At 68.9% G+C, this 19,207-nt stretch carries 14 protein-coding genes and 6 pseudogenes; 10 read left to right on the forward strand and 10 right to left on the reverse strand.

From position 1 onward, the window contains the following. Positions 1–31 precede the first annotated feature (31 nt). Positions 32–1,183: a family 2 encapsulin nanocompartment cargo protein terpene cyclase gene (locus tag ACWD0Y_RS12930; RefSeq protein WP_450260399.1), complete on the forward strand. Its 1,152-nt coding sequence runs from the start codon at positions 32–34 to the stop codon at positions 1,181–1,183. 390 nt (positions 1,184–1,573) lie between these two features. On the opposite strand, the gene ACWD0Y_RS12935 is transcribed toward ACWD0Y_RS12930, so the two are convergent. Together ACWD0Y_RS12935 and ACWD0Y_RS12940 are read right to left on the reverse strand one after the other, a co-directional pair. Beyond that, complete coding sequence (locus ACWD0Y_RS12935; RefSeq protein ID WP_450260422.1) at positions 1,574–2,422, reverse strand: HesA/MoeB/ThiF family protein; 849 nt, start codon at positions 2,420–2,422, stop codon at positions 1,574–1,576. A gap of 9 nt (positions 2,423–2,431) precedes the next feature. Continuing rightward, positions 2,432–2,626 (reverse strand): annotated as a pseudogene (locus tag ACWD0Y_RS12940) (RacP protein); the annotation flags it as partial. 122 nt (positions 2,627–2,748) lie between these two features. Here ACWD0Y_RS12940 and ACWD0Y_RS12945 point away from each other — a divergent pair. Then, on the forward strand, positions 2,749–3,090 hold the full coding sequence (locus ACWD0Y_RS12945; RefSeq protein ID WP_450260400.1) for a hypothetical protein: 342 nt from the start codon (positions 2,749–2,751) through the stop codon (positions 3,088–3,090). A gap of 182 nt (positions 3,091–3,272) precedes the next feature. Here ACWD0Y_RS12945 and ACWD0Y_RS12950 read toward each other — a convergent pair whose 3' ends face one another. The 4 genes and pseudogenes from ACWD0Y_RS12950 to ACWD0Y_RS12965 all read right to left on the reverse strand — a co-directional run. Then, positions 3,273–4,697 (reverse strand): IS1380 family transposase, encoded by a 1,425-nt coding sequence (locus ACWD0Y_RS12950; protein ID WP_450260401.1) that lies wholly within the window; start codon positions 4,695–4,697, stop codon positions 3,273–3,275. 110 nt (positions 4,698–4,807) lie between these two features. Continuing rightward, positions 4,808–4,933 (reverse strand): annotated as a pseudogene (locus ACWD0Y_RS12955) (IS3-like element ISAar45 family transposase); the annotation flags it as partial. A gap of 4 nt (positions 4,934–4,937) precedes the next feature. After that, positions 4,938–5,213 (reverse strand): annotated as a pseudogene (locus ACWD0Y_RS12960) (IS30 family transposase); the annotation flags it as partial. A gap of 2 nt (positions 5,214–5,215) precedes the next feature. Continuing rightward, a pseudogene (locus tag ACWD0Y_RS12965) lies at positions 5,216–5,601 on the reverse strand (transposase); the annotation flags it as partial. A 314-nt stretch (positions 5,602–5,915) separates the two neighbouring features. Here ACWD0Y_RS12965 and ACWD0Y_RS12970 point away from each other — a divergent pair. The 4 genes from ACWD0Y_RS12970 to ACWD0Y_RS12985 all read left to right on the forward strand — a co-directional run bounded on the left by ACWD0Y_RS12970 (position 5,916) and on the right by ACWD0Y_RS12985 (position 11,156). Further along, entirely contained in the window at positions 5,916–7,040 is a 1,125-nt protein-coding gene (locus ACWD0Y_RS12970; RefSeq protein ID WP_450260402.1) for an NADAR family protein, read from the forward strand. 430 nt (positions 7,041–7,470) lie between these two features. Beyond that, a complete protein-coding gene (locus ACWD0Y_RS12975) occupies positions 7,471–7,668 on the forward strand; it encodes a hypothetical protein (RefSeq protein WP_450260403.1) in 198 nt (65 codons plus the stop codon). Between the two features lie 132 nt (positions 7,669–7,800). Beyond that, positions 7,801–10,077 (forward strand): FG-GAP repeat domain-containing protein, encoded by a 2,277-nt coding sequence (locus ACWD0Y_RS12980; protein WP_450260404.1) that lies wholly within the window; start codon positions 7,801–7,803, stop codon positions 10,075–10,077. A 371-nt stretch (positions 10,078–10,448) separates the two neighbouring features. Next, positions 10,449–11,156 carry a hypothetical protein gene (locus tag ACWD0Y_RS12985; protein ID WP_450260405.1) on the forward strand — a complete coding sequence of 236 codons (708 nt, stop codon included), beginning with the start codon at positions 10,449–10,451 and terminating at the stop codon, positions 11,154–11,156. Positions 11,157–11,237: 81 nt separating this feature from the next. Here ACWD0Y_RS12985 and ACWD0Y_RS12990 read toward each other — a convergent pair whose 3' ends face one another. Next, positions 11,238–11,990 (reverse strand): DUF899 family protein, encoded by a 753-nt coding sequence (locus tag ACWD0Y_RS12990; protein ID WP_450260406.1) that lies wholly within the window; start codon positions 11,988–11,990, stop codon positions 11,238–11,240. A 512-nt stretch (positions 11,991–12,502) separates the two neighbouring features. Here ACWD0Y_RS12990 and ACWD0Y_RS12995 point away from each other — a divergent pair. Further along, positions 12,503–13,000: pseudogene (locus tag ACWD0Y_RS12995) on the forward strand (transposase); the annotation flags it as partial. 4 nt (positions 13,001–13,004) lie between these two features. Here ACWD0Y_RS12995 and ACWD0Y_RS13000 read toward each other — a convergent pair. Continuing rightward, positions 13,005–13,199, reverse strand: a pseudogene (locus tag ACWD0Y_RS13000) (NF041680 family putative transposase); the annotation flags it as partial. 818 nt (positions 13,200–14,017) lie between these two features. On the opposite strand from ACWD0Y_RS13000, the gene ACWD0Y_RS13005 reads away from it, so the two are divergent. Beyond that, positions 14,018–14,269 (forward strand): hypothetical protein, encoded by a 252-nt coding sequence (locus ACWD0Y_RS13005; protein ID WP_450260423.1) that lies wholly within the window; start codon positions 14,018–14,020, stop codon positions 14,267–14,269. Next, positions 14,266–14,502, forward strand: coding sequence for a hypothetical protein (locus tag ACWD0Y_RS13010; RefSeq protein WP_450260407.1), 237 nt, complete (start codon positions 14,266–14,268; stop codon positions 14,500–14,502). The genes ACWD0Y_RS13005 and ACWD0Y_RS13010 overlap by 4 nt, the downstream gene beginning before the upstream one ends. 184 nt (positions 14,503–14,686) lie before the next feature. Here ACWD0Y_RS13010 and tpg read toward each other — a convergent pair whose 3' ends face one another. Together tpg and tap are read right to left on the reverse strand one after the other, a co-directional pair. Next, positions 14,687–15,244: a telomere-protecting terminal protein Tpg gene (gene tpg / locus ACWD0Y_RS13015; protein WP_450260408.1), complete on the reverse strand. Its 558-nt coding sequence runs from the start codon at positions 15,242–15,244 to the stop codon at positions 14,687–14,689. Between the two features lie 12 nt (positions 15,245–15,256). Then, positions 15,257–17,527, reverse strand: a complete 2,271-nt coding sequence (tap, locus tag ACWD0Y_RS13020) for a telomere-associated protein Tap (RefSeq protein ID WP_450260409.1) — start codon at positions 17,525–17,527, stop codon at positions 15,257–15,259. 653 nt (positions 17,528–18,180) lie between these two features. Here tap and ACWD0Y_RS13025 point away from each other — a divergent pair. Then, positions 18,181–19,008: a pentapeptide repeat-containing protein gene (locus ACWD0Y_RS13025; protein WP_450260410.1), complete on the forward strand. Its 828-nt coding sequence runs from the start codon at positions 18,181–18,183 to the stop codon at positions 19,006–19,008. Positions 19,009–19,207 lie beyond the last annotated feature (199 nt).

Consider the following 19,207-nt stretch of genomic DNA (forward strand, 5'->3'; position numbering starts at 1 on the left):
CCCCGGTCGCCCCGGTGCAGGAGCGTGGCCCATGGCGTTGCCGTTCTCCCCCCGCGTTTGCGGACAGCTTCCCTGGGGCCCGTCCGGCATCGGGACCTCGGCGGCTCGCCTCGCCCTGAGCCTGGGTCAGGCCAATCCGGCAGTGGCGCAGGACGAGCTGCACTGCCCGCCGGCGGTCCGTCATGACCCGGCTCTCGAACGTGCCGTCAATGACGGTCTCGTCGAGTGGGCTGGGCAGATGGGGATCTTCCCAGGACGGCTGGATGTGCTGCGGGAGATGAACTTCGGCCGGCTCATCACGCTGACGTACGTGGACACCGACGACTATGACCGGCTGCTCGCGGTCGCCAGAATGACTCTCGCCTGGTGGGCTGCGGACGACTACTACTGCGACGACGCATCGCTGGGCTCGGTACCGGCGCTGCTCGGTTCGCGTCTGGCCGTCGCCTATACGGCAACGGACCCCGTTGCCATGCCCGACCGCTACACCGCTGACCTGCACGACGCCGTCGCTTCTGAGCCGGTACTGGCTGCTCATCGTTCTGCCTGGCAGTACTTGTCCCGGTACACCACACCCGGACAGGCGGAAAGGATCCGGCACGAAGCCGCCACGTTGTTCCTCGGCTACGAGCAAGAGGCGTCCTGGCGCAACGAGAACCGGTTGCCTGCCGTGTGGGAGTACTTGCTGAACCGGGCGGTCAACAGTTTCCGCCCCAACCTGGTGATGATCGACGCGGTCGCGGGATACGACGTGCCTGCCCATGAGTTCGCCGATCCGCGGGTACGGCGCGTGATGAACCTGGCGGGCACCGCGGGCGTTCTCGTGAACGACCTGTACTCCATGGCCAAGGAACGTTCCTCCCCCGGGCTGGACTTCGACCTCCCCGCCGTCATCGCGGCGGAAGAAGGATGCCCGCCCCATGAAGCCGTCCAGCGCAGCATTCGGATCCACAACGACCTCATGCACGCCTACGAAAAGGAGGCGGCAGCCCTCGCCCTGGGCGGATCACCCGCTCTGGGCCGGCTCCTCGCGGGCATGTGGGCCTGGCTCGGCGGCAACCGGGAATGGCACGCCACCACCGCCCGCTACGGCCACCAGGACCCGGCAGGGCAGCCACGCAGTCCCCGAGCACGGACATCGGGCCCGGCCCCCGAGTCCAGCAGCAGCGACGGGTGCGGCTGATCGCCGTGGCGTCCGTCGGGCACCCGCCAGCGGGTGCGCCGCATCGGCCGCTCGGTGCTGCGGAAGCGTGAGATCCAGGTTCCGCCGGCCTTCTGCCCGGGCACGGCCTGGCCCTGCTCTTCATGCCGGTGCTGGTCCGGCCGGGCTTGCTGCAGGTCAACACCTCCTCGGCCAGTGCCTGGGCGTGTGCCGGATCGCGGAGGAAGTAGGTGGGGGTGCGCACGGCGGCCGGGCCTGGGGTTCCGGCGTGGTGGACGGTGACGGTGTCGTGGGTGTGGTGTCCCAGCAGGATGCCTCCGGTCTCCGTGGTGTGGTCGCCCGTGCGCAGTTCGGTGGTGACGATTCGGGTGGCCGGGGCGGGGAGGTGCACGACGGTGACGGGCTGCTGGGTCATGGGGCTTCGCAGGTGGGACAGCCGGATCTCGGTGGTGTGGCGGGGAGCCAGCGCAGCTCGGCGGTGCGGCCGAGGCCGAAGGGCGGCGCCCAGTCGGGTTGGCGACGCAGGCTGAGCAGGGCATGCTCCCCTGGCAGTCGCTGGTCGGGGTGTCCGGCACGTTGGAGGACGGCGGCGACGGCGGTTTTGGCCGCGAGCTGGGCCACCGGGTGAAGGTCGGAGCCGACGACGGTCATCGGCCGGTGGCGGGTGCCGGCGCCGTACCCGGCGTCCAGGGCGGGCTTGGGGTCGAGGCCGCCTGCCTCGGCGAGGCTCCGACGTCTGCAGGTGAGGCAGCCGTGCTGGGGCCAGGGACGCAGACGCAGGATTTCGCCGAGGGCGCCGTCCTGCAGGACGTACGCGAGCACTGCGGTGAGGCCGGCGCGGCGGGCCAGGTGGCCGGTGACGCGGCGCGGGGCCACTCCGTCTGCCGTGCACACGACGAGGTGGGTGTCCGCGAGGAGGGCCCGGATGTGGTCGGCGTGCTCGATGACGTCCAGGGCCATTGGGCTGACGGTAGTGTCGGGGCGCAGTGCGGCGAGTTCCTCGGCGAGGGCGGTGACTTTGTGTCGTCCGATGGGTCGGCGGGCGCTGGTGTGCCGGACGAGGTTGTACCAGTCGAGCCGGTCGGGGTCGATGAGGGTGAGATCGCCGACGCCGTAGCCGGCCAGAGTGGGGGCGGTGGCCGAGCCGATGCTCCCCGCCCCGACCAGCATGATGCGGGCGTTCCGCAGTTCCTTTATGGGCCAGTGACCGGCGAGTTGCCGAATTCCGGTGGATTCGATGGAGTTGAGCTGGGCAATGATGTGCTTGACTCACTTGTCGCCTGGGTGGGTGGCGGCGTGCGGGGCGACCGCGCCGGTGAGGAACCGGCGGAATTCGGTGAGCTTCCCGGCGGGAACGGCCCGCTCGTATGCCTGGAGAGTGGCCGGTTCGGCGCCGAGCTGGTAGCCGTCGGCTCTCGCCCAGATCAGCGGCGGCCAGCCGTTCTCCGCGATGATGTCGCGTACATGATCAGACGAAGGCCGCCTCTACGTCCGGCGCTTTCCGCCTTGGGCGATCAAGTTCGAGTGACCATTCGAGAGCGAAGGCCCGATGCTGCCGCCAGATAGGGCTGCGAGAGAATCGGACCATGGGCATCGACTTGCAGTTGCACGACAGCCGCCCGCGCTGGCCCAGCCGTCGCTCGAAGCGCAAGCCGAGTCTGATCCGCCAATCCGGCGAGTACGGTGAAGCACTGGCTCAGCTGATCGCCAAGCTCCCCACGAACACTTCGGGAAAGCTCTGGACGGTCGACCCCTGCAACGACACCGTCCTCAACGAGCAAGAGGCCGAAGCCGCACTCCGCGAGATCCCAGACCTCCTGGACCACTGCACTGACGACGTCCAAGCCAATGCGGTCCGTGACCTAGCCACATACCTGCAGGACTGTGCCACGACTCCTGGCAGCTACTTGGTCTTCGTCGGCGACTAATCAGGCCAGCGGAAGGTTAACCTCGATCTTTCGTGACGGCCCGCTGGCTTCTTTGGCGGGTCTTTTCGGTTGTCCGGGCTGGTGGTGGGGATGTTGATGACCCGGCTGTCCGTCGGGTGGGCGCCGGGTTCCACGGTTCCGGTGGGGTGGTTCAGGTTCGTCGGGGTGGGTGAGTCTGTTGGTCAGCCGGGGTTCGGGAGGGCGTCGAGTCGCTCGATCGCGCCGGTGATGACGTCGGTCCAGGGCCAGTGGCGTGCGAATCTCAGGTGTTGGCGGCGGGCGGTGGTGACGAGCTGGGCGGCGGCGAAGAGGTGGAGCCTCAGGCGGCGGGGCTCCCACCTGCGGGTTTCGCCGGTCAGGGCGAGCATGGGCATCCAGGCCGGCAGGTCCAGGGTGATCTGGACGATCTCCAGCCAGATCTGGTTCTGCGCGCTCTTGTGCAGGGGCAGGTTGCGCAGGCCGGTGGCGCGGGCGTTTCGGATGCGGTCCTCGGCCTGTGTACGTTGGCGGTGTCGCAGTTCGAGGGCGGCGATCGGGACGTTGGTGGTGTTGGTGGCGAACGCGGTGAGCCGCAGCCCGTCGGCATCGGTGAACCGCAACTGTGCTCCGGGGTGAGGGCGTTCTTTGCGGACGATCAGCCGCGTTCCCTTCGCCCGGCCTTTGAGGACATCGCCGTCGAGTTCGGCGACCCCGGCGCCGCCCCGGATTTCACCTTCCCGTTCGACGGCCGCCGTCCAGGCGGCGGGCGGAACCTTGCGGACGGCCTGGTGGATCTGCTCGGTGATCGTCATGCCGACCGAGTACGGCAGCCACCTGCCTCGTTGGGCGAGCCAGGCGACGAACCCGTGGGTGCCGCCGCCGGAGTCGGTACGGATCAGCGTCCGGCGTCCGCGCCGGTAGTTCTTCGGCAGCTGGGCCAGGGCGATTCGGTCCGTGGTGATGTGATCGGCGGCGGTGTTGCTGCCTGCGTTGCCCGGCCTGAGCAGGCCGGGCACCGGCTCCCCGCTGTCACCGCTTCCGTGATCGACGAAGGCCATCAGCGGATGGTGTCCGAAGCTCCTCTGCCAGGTCGCGGTGGCATCTTGCTTCTCGGAATGGGCCAGCACCAGCACCCCGTCCAGGTCCACGATCACCTGACCTGTGGCGTCCGGGGCCGCGTCCTTGGCCAGATCCCAGACGTGCTCGCGCGCTTCGGCCCGTGCGGCCCTTATCGCGGAGAGGGCCTTCGGCCCGGCGGCGGCGAGGGTGTCGATGAGACAGGAGACCGTCGGGTCGCAGGCCACCGGCCCGAACACGGCCGGCTCGGCCCGCAGCCTGGTGACATCCGCGAGGCAGTTCCCGCCCAGCGCGACCGCGAGGGCAACGTCCAGCAGGACCTTGCCTGGATCGTGCACCGCTCGAGGGCGGCGCCAGGGTGTCAGCGCCGCCGTTATCGCCTGGTCCAGTCCGGCTTTGCGAGCGGTCTCGGCCAAGAGCACAGCACCGGCTTGAGACACCACCGCCCGGCGGCCGCCCTGGATGTGGACGCGTGGATAGGACCCGATACGCTTCTTCGCCTGAGAAGTGCCTCCGACGGCGGCAGGAACAAGGACCTCGACAATCCTCATTCTTGCTGGTCAGAGGCATGTTTCGCCTACCTGACCACCCGCCGGACAGTTATTGATCAGAAACGGTTCGGGTTCTGGGTCGTTGTTGGGGTGTGAGTGATCTGGTGGGGGCGCGCGAGCAGCGCGAAGAAGCTCTCCATGGCCGCGTTGTCGCCGGCCGCACCGGCCCGGCCCATGGAGCCGACCAGGTCGTGACGTGCGAGAACGGACACGAACTTCCGTGAGCGGAACTGGGCGAGTTCAACCAGTCGTTGCAACACCGGGCTGTTGAAGCGAGCGTAGCTGCTCTTCGAAGACCTCGGCCGGTGTCCGCCAGCCGAGGATCTTGTGGGGCCGGTTGTTGATCGCCGTGGCGACGGCTTCGAGGTCCGTGGACGACCAACGGGAGAGATCGGTGCCCTTCGGGAAGTACTGACGCAGCAGCCCGTTCGTGTTCTCGTTCGTCGGTCGTTGCCAGGGCGAGTGCGGATCCGCGGAGAACACCTTCGTCCCGGTATCGAGAGCGAACTGAGCATGACCGATGCCAGCCACCGGCAGTAGCGCTGGCGGGCCAGCCCGAGCACCCGGCACGTCACCGGCACCGGCACCGGCACCGGCACCGGCACCCGGTGAGGGGCAGCGGCGGCCAGCTCGCGGACGAGCGGGTACATCATTTTGACGGCAGGTTCGCCTGCGACAGATACGCCGCAGCCCTCCGCAGAACCTCGTTCTCCTGCTCCAGCAGCCGGATGCGCTTGCGGGCCTCGCGCAGCTCGGCCGACTCACCCCCCGCTGTCGCGGGCCTGGCGCCCTCATCGGTGTCGGCACGGCGCAGCCACTTCGACAGGGTGATCGAGTGGACACCGAAGTCGGCAGCGATCTGTTCCAGCGTGACGCCGGGCTCACGGTTGCGCGCGACCCGCACGACGTCCTCGCGGAACTCCTTCGGATAGGGCTTGGGTACTGCAACATCCTTCCAGGCCGTCTCTCAGCAAGCCAGGTCAGGTGTCACTTATCCGTGCAGCAGTCCCAGTTGTGGGTTCCCAGGCGATGGGGTCGGGCTGTGCTCCGCCTCGGAGAGCGCAGGCGTCGCGTGATGGCGCCGGAGGCGCGCTGGTATCGCTGCGGGTGGCGGACGACAGCACTGTCGAGAAGTCAATGGGGACTCCCTTGCTACTCCCATGATCGTCCCGCAGGCGATAGCGTGCGCTCATGACTTGGCGGGGACCGACATATCGGATGGTGGATAGAGAGAGGATCGATGGGGCCTGGTGCCATGTCTGGCGGCGGTATCGACCAGACAGTGAGTACTACCTCGACGACTTGATTGTCTTCGCGGACGGAGCGATCACCTGCGGAGAACGTACGGACCTGGCCGGCCTCGAGAAGATGCTGGCAACGGGCCGATTGGCGGTGACCAACCCTGAGATTCCACCGCTTCCCGAGGAACCATCGAAGTGGGCCTCTCGTCGCGGCGAACCGCTGACACCGGAGGGGTTTCTTCTGGAAGTCGCTGACCGCATCGAAGTACTCAATGAGCGACCAACTGCCGGGCAACGTTGCTGGGATGCGATCCGATGCTTTCAGCAGGAGCCAGCCGAGTCCAACCGGGCACTTCTCCGAGCGGCATATCTGGCGGTTCCACCGCATCTTCGGATCTATGTCCTCGGAGATATGGACCGCCAGGACCGTCCCTTGCGGATCCTGCTCACGAACATTGGTGAGGCCGTCGACGGCGATGGCCCGGTAGTGACAGCGGAGATGCATCAGGACGTCCTGGACTACTTCAACCGCGGAGATCAGGGAGTCCAGAGCGAGCAGGAGGGGCGAGCCATCCAGCATGCCGACGATCCTTCAGAACCCGGCCGGCCGGCTCTCATCTCACACGAAACCGTCTACCCACAGGGGTGGCCTGAGCAGCCGGGTCTGTTCATGCTCCGCAACGACTTCCCTGCACAGATCGTGTTCGCCGGCGAGTCCTATGCGTCCGTACTGCATGGGTACTGGGCGTTGTCGGCCACCGACGCTTCTGACAGAAACAGAATCCGGGATGCGGCCTCCGGCACAGAGGCACATGACCTGGGTGGCCGGGCAACGCACCGGAGTGACTGGCCCGACATTCGGCTCGCGGTCATGGCAGAGCTCCTTCGCGCGAAGTTCACTCAGCACCCTGAACCCGCCCAGGTCCTCGTCTCCACAGGGGACGCCAGGATCAGCTACACCGGTTTCTCGGACTCACCCTTCTGGAGAGACGTCCCCGACGGTCGGGGACGGAACTGGATGGGGCGGTTGCTCGAGCTGACCCGCTCCGAGCTCGTTGCCCAGCAATTGCTCCGGCCCGAGGACCCCAGCATGCTGAACTAAGGCTTGTCCCGTATAAGGGCGTGAGCTGGGGGTTTCCCCGGTACGGTCGGCGGGTGGAGTCGAAGAGGGTGAGCGAGTGCCTGTTGCATGGGGTCGGTGCGCGTCCTGACTACCTGGTCGGGCGGCGTCTTGAGCAAGTAGTCGCCTCGTGGCACCTGTACGGCTCAGAGGCTCGGTCCGGCCCGCTGGACGTGTGACTGATCGACAGCGAGGGGGTCGCCACGCACATCACGACCGGTTCGGACTGGTGCCTGATCGTGGAGATGGCGGCCCCCTTCGGGGATACGGCATGGCGGAGTCAGGCCGCGTAGAGGTGGCGCCAATCGCAGGTCGACTGAGACCTCGCCATGCCCGCCAAGGCCGTGATGCGTGTCGTCGTTCGTGGCTGTACCTGGGCAAGGGCGACGGCACCTTCGCGTCCCGTATCCGGGTGGGCGGCGACTGGAACACGTACACCCACCTCGTCGGCGGCGGCGACGCCAACCGCGACGGGCGCCCCGACCTGTACGCCGACAACGCTGCCAACTCCCACGGTGTGTACCCCTCCAAGGGCACGGGCGACCGGCGCGTACCCTTCCGCTCGCGTGAGCAGGTCGGTGTGTACTTCGCCGGCACCAAGCGCCGGTAGGACCACTTCGCCTGAGCGACACCTCCGTCGGCCTGACGACATCGCCACCCAGCACAACCTTCTGACGTGATCAAGAGTCTGACCGGGCGCGCAGCCCCTGGTGCGCGCCCGGTCGTTTGAGAGGAACCCGCTTTGATCCATGTTCGTCCCGCCCGACATCAGCTCGTCGCGGCCGTCACCACCGTTCTGGCCGCGACCGTCGGTGCGAGCCTCGCGACAGCGCCCGCGATCGCCGCGACGCCCACCGCTGCCGTCGCCACGGACGCCGGCCCCGCCGACGCGCAGGCGACCGTCGACGGCGTCATCTCCATCCCCCGCACCGACCAGATCCTCAGTGTCGGCCCGACCGGGTTTCTGTCGGTGGAGCGCCGATGGGACCACACGTACTACCGCTGGACCAGCACCGTCGACGGCACTACCACGGCCCTCCCGGAGTGGTACAGCGGGTACCGCGGCGGCGGTTCCGACACCGTCGTCGCCAAGGAGGACGGCACGACCCGGTACCTGCTCCATGACATGTCATCGCCGGGCAGCGACCCCGCGGTCGTCAACCAGGCCGACACCCGGCTCCACTGGAAGGGCGTGGTCGGCAGGACTCTCGTCTTCTCGTCCTGGGACAGCCAGGGCAAGGTGGGCCAGCTCCGTTTGATCGGCGAGGGGAATCAGGCGGGCAGCGACCGGCAGGTGACCGGCCTCACGCCGAACTCGAGGGTCCAGAGCGTCGAGGCCCTCTCGGACAGCTCGGCGCTCGTCCGGTACGTCTCGGCGGGTGCCGACACCGACCGCTCCTACCTCGCCGTCGTGGACGTCGCCACCGCCTCCGTCGTCGAGAAGCGTGAGGTGGGCGTGTCCGCGTACGACACCGACACGGCCCTTTCCGGGGACCGCTGGGTATGGGTCGACGCCCCGACGTCCGCGCACGCCAAGCTCATGTACGCCACCCGCGACGGTTCGGGGAGCACGTCGGCCGTGGAAGCGGCCGACCTGGGCAACTCCGTCCGCCCGCACATCGGCGTCCTGGGCAACTGGGTCACGTACGCGGCTCCGGGCGGCGCCGCCGCGACCGAAGCGTCCCCGCGCTTCGCGCTCAGTGCCGTCAACCTCGTCGACAAATCCACGGTCAAGCTTCTCGACCACGCCTCGTCCACCGTCCCCACCGCCGACGGTGCGCTCCTGGTGCGCGGCGGCACGGTCGCCCACGGCGAGGGGGTCTACCGGATCGTACTCGGGGCGGACGGCAAGCCCACCGCCACGCTCATCGCGAGCACCGGCGAGCCGACCGTGCTCACGCTGCACACCGAGGCCACTCCCCCGGCCGTCGACCTCGACAAGAACAACGGTCAGGCCCTGCTCCGCTGGGTGCTCTCCCGGACCAACGCCAAGGGCTCCGTGACGGTGCGTCACGTCGGCACGGGCCGCAGCGTGCGGTACGACTTCGCGCAGGCGGCCACCTACGAAGGCAAGGGATCCGTCGACTTCCGCTGGGACGGGATGCTTCCCAACGCCGAAGGCATGAAGGAGTTCGCGCCCAGCGGCGACTACGCCTGGGACTTCACCGCCTCCCCGCTCAACGGCATCGGTCCGGACGTCGCGCAGACCGGCACCTTCAAGGTCACCCGTACGACCGGCCTGCACGACTACACGAACAACAGCACACCGGACCTGCTCTCCCGTGACACCGCGGGCGTGCTGTGGCGCGACGACTCGGCCAAGGTGGCGTCCGCGCCGCAGCCGTACTCGACGGGCCGGGTGAAGGTCGGCGGCGGCTGGCAGGTCTACAACCAGCTGGAGGCCGTCGGAAACATCGCCGGCAGCCCGGCCGGCGACCTTGTCGCCCGTGACAAGGCCGGCGTGCTCTGGCTCTACCGGGGCAACGGAAACGGCAACTTCGCCGGCCGTACGAAGATCGGCGGCGGCTGGCAGATCTACAACAACATAACCGGCGGCAGCGACTTCAACGGCGACAGGAAGTCCGACCTCCTCGCCACCGACGCCGCCGGCGACGTGTGGTTCTACAAGGGCACGGGCAGCACGAGCGCGCCGTTCGCCCCCCGCAAGAAGATCGGCCGGGGCTGGGGAATCTACAACCAGCTCACCGCCACCGGCAACATCACAGGCACCTCCGCCGGAGACCTTGTCGCCCGCGACAAGGCCGGTGTCCTGTGGCTGTACGAGGGCAGGGGCGACGGCACCTACGCACCGCGCACGAGGATCGGCGGGGGCTGGGGCGTCTTCACCCACCTCGTCGGCATCGGCGACGCCGACCGAGACGGGCGGGCCGATCTCTACGCGGTCGGAACCTCGGGCGCCAAGTTCTACGCGGGCACCGGCGACAAGGCGGTCCCGTTCAAGCCCGCTGCCCCGGGCAACCTGCTCTGGGACTCGGCACGCGTCAACTCGGTTTTCTGACGACGCGGGCCTCCATCCGGTGACCCTGTTCTGACGGGACGTCGGCACGGTCGCTCAGACGGTCCTTTCGACGCGGCGGTCCTTGGCGTCCAGGCGCCGGTGAGGGCGGATACGAGCAGCAGCCCGCATCCGCCCTCTCCAGGTTCCGTGAGGGACGGGCATCGGCTCCCGGTCGCCCCGCGTGTCCGCGACCCCCGTCCGGACGAGGCCGTCCTCGCCCCGCTCTATCCGCACCCCGAAGTCCGACCCGGGCACGCGCCCGTGGGGGGGCATGAGTGCTTGACGTACTAAGGACTCCTGACGGAATGACTTATAAGATTTCATCGGGCCCTGGCACCGGTGCGTGGGAACCAGGGTGCGAGGATGCAGTTGTGCTGGATGCGATCGACGCAGTGGACTGGGGCGCCATACCTGGTCATCCCGACTGGTATGAACCAGATCGTGTGGCCTCGGGTCTGCGCGCCCTGGCCGATGCGGCAAACCTGATTCAGGTAGCCGAGGCGGGCTCGCTTCTGGACGGTGGCGGAATTATCCATGGTCACAGTGGAGCGGTGTTCCCAGCGGCTGCCGTGGCGGCCCCGCTTCTTCTGGACATTGCGCAACAAGGGCATCCAGCGGCACGGGACGCCGTATTGAGCCTGCTTGATGAAGCCCTGTCATTCATTCCCCACGCCGGGTACACACGGCTGGCGACGCCCTACGGCAAGGCCGTTCCCCTCTGTTGTGCCATCGCCGACCATCTGCGATCCCGGGCCGATTTCCTTGCCGGCCTGGGCCGGATGGGTAAATTGCTGCTTGCCGATGCGGCTGAGCATTGGCGTTTCACAATCCGAGAGTGCGTCACTGACGGTGACGACACGGCAGCCTTCGGGATTCTGGGGGGCCATTTTCCAGGCGGCGTCCATGCGGCGGAACTTCACGTCGCCGGTTCCATCACCGCACTGGACGAGGTTGCCCTCGAATACTCGCCGGCGAAGGGCTCCCTTGAAGCGTGCCTGCGGGTCATCGGCCGACATCCGCACGAACTGCCGCCAGGTGCGACGCTGTTGCCGGCGGAATGCGGTGAGTGCGTACGCTGACCAGCTTCCATGCCTCAGGGAGCCGTCCAGGATCCGGGGTCAAGGCCCGCGGGGCCAGGACCCAAGGTCTTCATCAGTCTTCTAGGTCAGCTCGTCGGAGCGACCGGCTTCGATGCGGGACCACTGGGCGATGGGGCGCCCGTTCGTACGCCACTCCTCGGGATTCTCGGCGGAGTACCAGGGCTGGGGCCAGCCGCGAGGGGAGTCCTCCCACGCCTCCTGGCGTCCGTAGACGGTCATATCCAGCAGCCCGTGGGTGGGTGCCATGACCTCGACGCCGCGACCGCCAGTGTAGTACGTCTCGAACACCCGCTTGCCGTCGCGGACGTAGCAGACCAGGTGGTGACGCTGCCAGTCACGACCCTCCAAGAGCTGCGGCGCCGCCTTCTCGACCGAGTACCACGGCATGTCCAAGCCCAGGAAGTCGCGGTAGCGGACGCTCTCTTGGTATGGACCCTTGCAGAGCGTGGCGTACGTGGCGTCGCGGGAGTGGATGTAGGACAGCTCGCGGACCTGACTGTTGAAGAACGTGCAACCCTCGCACTGCTCGGCGGCGGGTCGTCCGGGCCACCAGGCGTGGAAGTACGCGATGAGCTGCTTGCGGCCTTCGAAGACGTCGAGGATCGTGATCGGCCCGTCAGGGCCAATGACCTCGATGGTGGCATCGACCTCCACCATCGGCAGCCGCCGCCGCGCCGCCGCGATCGCGTCTCCTTCACGGGTGTGCGCCTTCTCCCGTGCGAGCAGAGCTTCCCGCGCCTCCTGGTAGGTCTTTCTGTCCACCACAGGCGGGAGGGCCGGGCTCGGTGATCGATCGTTCACGAGCGTCTCCATTCGCTTCTGGGAAGGCTGTCAAGAGGTCACGTGGAACCACAATGCCCACCAGGCTGCGCCGCACTCCCGGGTGCCACGCAGTAGCCCTTCGGCGGCTCGCTCATTCGGTCCAACAGCCGGGCCCCAACGACGTGCACGCGATCAGGCCTCGCCATCGGGGCGGCGAGGCCACGGGCGTGACCCGCCCCGGGCCCTGCGGCGGGACAGAGCGCGCCGTACAGGGCCGCAGACCCCTGGAACGGGAAGCGTAGTTTCTCGATCCGACGCGAGTTCACAGATAGCATCCCAGAGGGCGCTTAGCCCTCTATTGAGATCGTTTGTGGTGGTATTAGCTTCGGCCTTGTCGTGACTGCCGGGCCTGGTGAGGCGCGTGGTGCAGGAGAGGCCTTTGCAGGGGTGTCTTGGTGCGTCTGGTCCTGTTTCATCCCATGGCGCCGGGTTGTGCGCCGTGCGCTTCGAGCGCCGGTGTCTGCGCCCGGGCCTGCCGGGGCGTGGGTGAGTAGCCCGAAATCATGCCTGAACGTCGTCGATATCCCTATGATCTGTCTGATGCCCGTTGGGAGTTGGCCGAGCCGGTGCTGACCGCGTGGCGGGCCGAGCGCCGCGGCCGAGGCCTGGACATCGGCCGGCCACCGGATCACGACCTGCGGAGCCTGCTGGACGCGGTCCTCTACGTGAACCGGACCGGCATCCCATGGCACCACCTGCCGCACGACTGCCCGCACTGGAACACCGTCTGCGCCTACTTCGCCCGTCGGCAGGCCGAAGATGTCTTCGACCAGCTCAACACCCTCCTCCGCCGTCAGGTCCGCAAGCAGGAAGGCCGGGAGGAGGAACCGACCGCGTGTGTCATCGACTCCCAGAGCATCAAGACCTCCACTGACGTCCCCACCTCCGCACAGGGCATCGACGCGGGCAAGAAGATCGTCGGACGCAAGCGGAGTATCGTCATCGACACCGTCGGACTCCTCCTGGCGGTCATGGTCACCGCAGCGAGTGTGCAGGACTCGATCCGGCGGCCGGCTCGCGGAGTTCGGGAGTCGGCCAGCCCAGCGTCTGCTGGAACATCCTGAAGGTGTGTTCCAGGTCGAATCTGCGCAGGAAGGCCTGCCGGAGCCGGTCGACGTCCCCGGCGGTGGCATCGATGGCCGACCACCACAGCCGGACCGGCCGGGGATCGCGGTCGCCGCGAAGGTGGTCGACCTGCAGCCCGCCCTGACCGGGCTGCCCGAAGAGTTCCTCGTGGAGCGGGCGCTGCAGTGGCCGGCCGCCCACGAGGGCTGGCTGATCGTTTTGGACAACGTCGGCCACCTCGATCGCATCCGTCCCCTCCTCGACCGCGCCGGGAGGGGCCGGTTCCTGATCACCACCCACCGCGCCACCGGCTGGCACGCCACCGCCACCACCCTGCGCCTGGAGGTCCTGGCCGAAGGCGAGGCCCTCGACCTGTTCACCCGCATCCTGAACCCCATCCGCCCCGGCGCCATCGACGGCGCCACCGAGCTCTGTGCGGAACTCGGCCACCTGCCGCTGGCCGTGGAGCAGGCCGCTTCCTACTGCGCCGAGACCGCCACCTCACCCCGCACCTGCCTGCGGATGCTCGCCGAGTCACCGGCGGACCTGTTCGCCGACGCCGCCGAAGGAAGTGACACCGCCCGCACCGTCGCCCGGATCTGGCGCATCACCCTCGACCGGCTCACCGACACCCCCTCGCGGGCGAGATCCTGCGCATCCTGGCCTGGTACGCCCCCAACGGCAGACAGCCGGCATCGACCGGGCACGCGACCATGCCGCTGCCTGCCTCAAAACGGCAGTCCCGAAGGACCGTGCCTCCTCCCGGACATGGCCGCAGTACCTGACTTTGGTGCCCCACCTCGATGCCCTTGCCGAACACGCTCCCGCCCACTTCGACACCGAGACCACCGCGAACCTTCTCCTCAAGGCCGGAGGCTTCCTTCGCGAGCAGGGTCTGATCACCCCGCGCTGCAGAACACCTCCACCGCGCATGCACCGGCCATGTACGGCTCCTGGGCGAGGACCATCCCCGCACCCTGACCGCCCGCAACAACCTCGCCACCGCTTACGCGTCGGCGGGCGACCTGGGCCGGGCCATTCCGCTCTACATGCATGTCGCGGCTCGGTATGACGGGCGAGCTCAGGAGGGCACCGGGCCCCCGCACTGCCGGTCCTGCCGCTGGAGGCCAGTGCGTTGCCCTCATTGCCGGGCTGGACAACTACTGAGGCGAATCAGGCAGTCGGAGGAGACGTCATTGCCTTGATCAGCCTGGACCAGGTCCTGTCCACCCTCTTGCCGGTTCCACGACACCGCTTGCTTGGCTGGTGCGACAGCAGTGACACCCCGCAGCCGAAGGAGCATCGGCCGCTGCTGCAGGTGGAGGCGGGGGCCGGGACCGCCTGGGGCGAGATCGTCAATGTCTCCTTCTGGATCCGTGATGAGGACCTGCAGGCCGGGGACCTCCGTAACGTCCGCCGGTCCTACGAAGGCGCATGATCTTCCAGCTCGGCAGCCCACACCCGCTCGTGGCATCGGCGTGCCCTCACAGCCGGCGGGCCCCCGTCGCCGCAAGCGAGATCAGGATGATCCACGCGCTGCCTAGCGGGCCAACTAGCTTGCTCAAGGGCCAACTATCGCGCTCAGTCGCATTCGGGCCGGCGGGCTGTTCGGGGTGCGGTTGTCACAGGTCGAACTCGAGGTGCTCGATGTCGGTGAAGCGGACTTCTTCCAGGGATCCGGCGCGGCGGCCGCCGTCCTGGAAGTAGGTCTCCTTGAGGGCTTCGGCGGCGATCTCCTGGAGTTGTGCGTCGCCGGCGCCGGCCTCCTGGGCCTCGAAGAGACGGGCGGCGTACTGCGGGGGCAGGGCGACGGTCAGGTGCCGGATCCGGTCCTCGTCCGTCGACCCGATCGGTGCGACGTAGCCGAGGCGGGCGCGGGTGTCGATGACGATGCCGCCGGTGGTCGCCGCCTTCGCCTTGGCCTTGGCCCGGATCTGCGGCTGCCACCGCTTCTTCACCTCGCCCTCCAGCCGTGCGGCGAGGTCCGGGCGGGGCTTTTTGATCTGGTCCTTCACGTACCGCTCGACGGTGCGCTGGGAGATGCGCAGCATCTGGGCGACCGCCCTGGTGCCCTTCATCTGCCTGACCAGATACCGCATCTGCGCGCCCGCGCTCTTGGGCGCCGGGCGGGTGAACGCCTTGTGCACCGCCTTCTCCAGGCCGTCCCCGAACGTGCTCATCGTGGCCTTCTCCTACTCTCCGTTGTCGATGTCGGTGACGGCGCCGTCCTTGATGTACCGGGCGAGGTTGAGCTCCGGGGCGTTGAACTGCTCACGCACTCCCTCGCCCCACAGCACGCTCTGGGTGCCCTCGTGCTTGACCAGGCCCGGGTTGACGCCGAGCTTGAAGCCACCGGGCAGCGGCTTGCCGTCGCGGTAGGGCAGGAAGTCCAGCGGGCTGGTGCCGTCGGCCGCGTAGACGACGCAGTCGGAGAGGATCGCGACCGGGTACTGGCCGGTGAACGCCGCGTGCTTGACGATCTTGCGGTGCAGGTTGATGCGGGTGCGGGCGATGACCGCCGCGCGGATGTCGGGCCGCCAGGTGGGGCGGGACAGGGCACGCCACGGCTCGCCCGGCCGCCAGCCCTCGCCCCGGGGCCGCTCGCGCAGCTTGCCCAGGCCGCCCTTGACCGTCGCCTTGACCGCCGAGACGACGATCGCCAGCTGCGGGTCGCGGTCGCGGTAGCCGTCCATCGCGGCGAGGAAGCCGGCCGGCGACAGGTCGGCGTCGACGCCGAGGTCGGCCATGGTGGCGAGGTAGGCATCCCGCAACCGCTGGTACCAGCCGTCCAGGTAGCGGCCGTTCTCGTAGCGGACGTACGCCTCGATCGGCGCGACGTCGTACCCGAGCTCCACCGCGTAGGCGACGGTGGGGGTCGCGTACCAGGCCGGGCCCTCGGGTCGTTCGCCCTTCGGGGTGAACGGGCTGGGCAGCAGACTCGCGTCCAGCTCCGCCCACTTGTCCTTGCCGGCCTTCACCCGGGACAGGTCGACGTGGGACAGGTCCACCAGCCACGAGCCCGGCAGCTTCGGGTCGAACACCGGCGCCTTGACGTGCGTGGGCGCTCCGAGGCCGACGACCAGGCCGTTCGCTCCGGCGGCGAAGGCCATGTTCACGTCCAGGCCCACGAGGTTGCGGCGCATGCATTCGGCGTCGGTGAGCGGCCGTGCCCAGTCGTACGCCTCCTCGAACAGCTTCTCTCCGGGGCCGCGGACGTGGAAGCGCGGCAGGTCCTTGAGCAGCGGGTGGCCGTCCGGTGCCTCACACGGCGCACAGTCCACCGGGTCCTTCCCCAAAGATGTCGGGTTGTGCTCGGAGTGTCGCCGGCCGTCGGCGTCCGGCTCGGAGGCGCGGGTCGGGGGGTGCAGGGCGGTCATCAGCTCCAGGCCGGTCACGGCGGTGGAACCGCGCGGGGTCATCACCCGCGACGCGTACGTGCCCAGCACCCGGGCGAGTTCCGCCGCAGCCAACTGCCCGGCGCTGCCCCAGTGGCGGGTGTCCAGCGCGTTCCAGGACGGGATGCACAGCTGCACGCAGGCCCGCTGCGAACCGGTCGCGGGGCGGTAGATCCGCGCCCACGGTCCGAAACCGCGCTTGGTCAGCTTCCACTCCGCACGGACCAGCTGCTTGATGACCTTGTGGCCCTCCGGCAGCCGCCCCGACAGGCGCTCTTCGTCGGTGAGGTGGACCGGCAGGCCGTAACGCTTGCACGCCGCCTCGGTGAGAACGATCAGAGGATCGACGTCCTTGCCCGGCCCGGACAGCTTCGGCGCGCCCAGCTTCGCCTCCGTGAGGGTCCAGTCCACCAGGGCCGGGATGGACTTGGCGGGTACGTCCAGGACCAGGCCGCCGGTGCAGTACGCCAGTACCTGCCCGGCAGCGTCGACGTCGACGACCGCCAGCGGACCGTTCTCGAACCGCGGGTCCGTCTCGCTCGCCGGGGGCGCGGCCTGGGTCGCCTTCTTCGCCCCCGGACGGCGCGACACCGACGACATCGGCCTGGTGGTGCGCACCGGACGCGGCGCGGACGCCGGGGCAGCGGCGACGGGAGCAGGGGCAGGGGTCTGGGGGTGCCCGGTTGCAGTCATGTCCGCAGCGTCGGGCGCCGGGCCTGTGGCCAGCGGCTGCGCTTCCGCCGGAGCGGGTGCGGGTGCGGGTGCGGGTGCGGCGGTGAATGCGGCCGGCACCGCAGCGTCCTGGACGGGTGCGTCCGCGTCGGCCGGGGCGGGGTAGAGCTCCGCGAGCTTGTCCAGCAGCCGGGCGTAGGCGTCGCGCTCCGGCGGGCGGGGCTCGGTCTTTCCGGCCTCCCAGCCGGACACCGTGGCCCGCCGCACCTTCAGCGCGGTGGCCACCTCGTCGATCGTCAGACCGTGCGCGGCACGCAGCCGCTTGCGCTCCGCCGGCGGCGGCAGCGTGGCGCGGGACGCGAGCAGTGCGTCGACCGCGTCGAACAACTCGGACATGGAGCACCTCCTGACCAACACCCTACCCCACGAAACGTACATTTCGAGTACGAATTGCGTACGTTTCGCGTGCGTGGTCCGTACGAGTGCCTCCGAGAGAACAAGGGCCATCTTCCGGATTACGCCGTTTCGGAACGGCCGGAAAAGACCGTGTCCCCCGAAGCACCCAGAGCGATACGGGCGGCCATCCGCCAGGAGTAACGAGGGAGTCACGCGTGGTGAAAACAGTCGTTCGACGAGGCGATGACGGAACTGAGGTGGATACGTGAGCAACTCGAGAGCGCAGAGACCCCAGCAGACCGGCTCTCTGCGCGCCACAGCGAGCCTGCGTCCCGCTGTCCCCGGGGCGCGGATGCGGCAGGAGCATCCTGTCGGGGCGGGACGCGCTGTCGAGGCGTGACTCCCGGCCCACCGTCCTCGTCCGCACCGCTCGCCCCGAGGTCCCGGGCCCCGCCCCCGTCCGAGCGGAGGCGCAGGCCGGAGGGCGCGACCGCCGTGCCCTCCGGAGGCGGGCGCGGGCGGACGGGAGGCAAGTGGTAGCGGCGCACGGGACCGGATAGGATAGGAGGCTGCCTTCCCCCGCGCGCAGGGCCGGACATCGCAGGGGGTTCCGTAGTGGTCCACCGCCCCGCCTCACCAGGAGAGCAACCGTCTTGTCCCAGCACACCCCGAACGCCGCCAACCCCGACCTGCAGGCCGACTGCGGGAACTGCTTCGGCCTGTGCTGCGTGGCGCTGCCTTTCGCTCGCTCGGCGGACTTCGCCGCGAACAAGGCCGCCGGCACCCCGTGCAGCAACCTCAAGCAGGACTTTCGCTGCGGCATCCACGAGCGACTGCGGGACAGCGGTTACAACGGCTGCACGGTCTTCGACTGCTTCGGGGCCGGGCAGAAAGTCTCTCAGGTGACTTTCGAGGGCCGCAGCTGGCGCGAGGAGCCGGCATCGGCCCGCACGATGTACGAGGTCTTCCCGGTCATGCGGCACCTGCACGAGCTGCTGCGGTACATCGCCGAGGCCATGGACCTTCCGGCCGCCCGGCCCGTCCGCCGCGATCTGCGTCGCGCCTACGACCGGATCGACGCGATGACCCGGGACACGGCCGAGTCGCTGCTCGCCGTCGACGTGATGGCGCTGCGCGGGGAAGTGAACGCGCTGCTGCTGCGGGCCAGCGAGCTTGCCCGCGCCGAAGTGCCCGGCCGCAAGAAGGACCACCGGGGCGCCGACCTCATGGGCAAGCGCATGCGGAACGCCAAGTTGCGCGGCGCCAGTATGCGCGGCGCCTACCTGATCGCCGCCGACCTGTCCGGCGCGGACCTGCGTGAGGCGGACCTCATCGGTGCGGACCTGCGGGACGCGAACCTGTGCGGGGCGGACCTGACGGGAGCTCTGTTCCTCACGCAGCCGCAGCTCAACGCCGCCCGGGGCGACTTGGCGACCAGGATCCCGGCGGCGCTCCAGCGGCCCGGGCACTGGACCGCGTAAAGCCCGGACCGCCGGCACGGCTTCGTCGGGAGGCCGGTCTCCTTCGTGCACCGGGCCGGGCCCCGCGTCCCCGGAGAACATTCCTCGTCCCCCGCCCGGCCACCACACGCGGCCGTGACCGGGTGCGTCTGCCGCCCCGGATACGGCCGGACCACGTGGCGCATTAGTCTGTCTCGGCGTCAACTGATGCACTTCATGC

The organism is Streptomyces altiplanensis, assembly GCF_053591575.1.